The sequence below is a fragment of the Streptomyces sp. NRRL F-2664 genome, assembly GCF_000719345.1.
Lineage (GTDB): Bacteria > Actinomycetota > Actinomycetes > Streptomycetales > Streptomycetaceae > Streptomyces.
Genome location: NZ_JOFX01000313.1, coordinates 1 through 574, shown reverse-complemented (window position 1 = coordinate 574; position 574 = coordinate 1). Strand labels below are relative to the sequence as shown.

Sequence of the window (574 nt, the reverse complement as noted above, 5' to 3'; positions counted from 1 at the left end):
GGAGACCACCCTGCGCTCCGGCTCGCCGGCGGGGCCCAGGAGGGCGACCTCGGTGGTGTAGGTGTAGCCGGGCCGCCGGTCGAAGACATCGTCCTCACCCGCGAAACCGCCCCCCGCACCCGTGTAGGCACGGCCCCCCTCGGCCCAGACGTTCATCCGCTGCTCGGGTGCGGCGAGTTCGCCCTTGTCGTCGAGGGTGCGCAGGCGGGTCGCGGCCAGCGCGGGGACGGGGGATCCGGGGATCTCTTCGTAGCCGATCTCGGTCACTGCGCCGAGGGGGGAGGCGACGCGGGTGATGACGGGGCCGTGTCCGGCCAGCGGCCGCCCGTACTCCAGCCCCGTCACCGCGCCGTCCCCGGCCGTGGCCTTGCGGACCAGCCCGTCCTCCAGCTCCAGGACCGCCGTCAGCCGGTGCCCGTCGCCGGAGCGCGGCGGTGCGGTGAAGACGACCCGGCCGTCGTCGTAGGCGACGTCTGTGGCGGCGCCGTAGGGGTCGGTGACAGACGTGAGCTGCCAGGTCTCCCCGGCCGGGGTGAAGGCGAAGTCGGTGCGGTTGCCGTGCCGGTCCGCAAAC

The 574-nt window shown here is 74.6% G+C and carries 1 protein-coding gene; it reads right to left on the bottom strand.

Translation table 11 applies throughout. From position 1 onward, the window contains the following. On the bottom strand, positions 1 to 574 hold a 574-nt coding region (locus tag IF89_RS39530; protein ID WP_043194934.1), incomplete at both ends, for a hypothetical protein.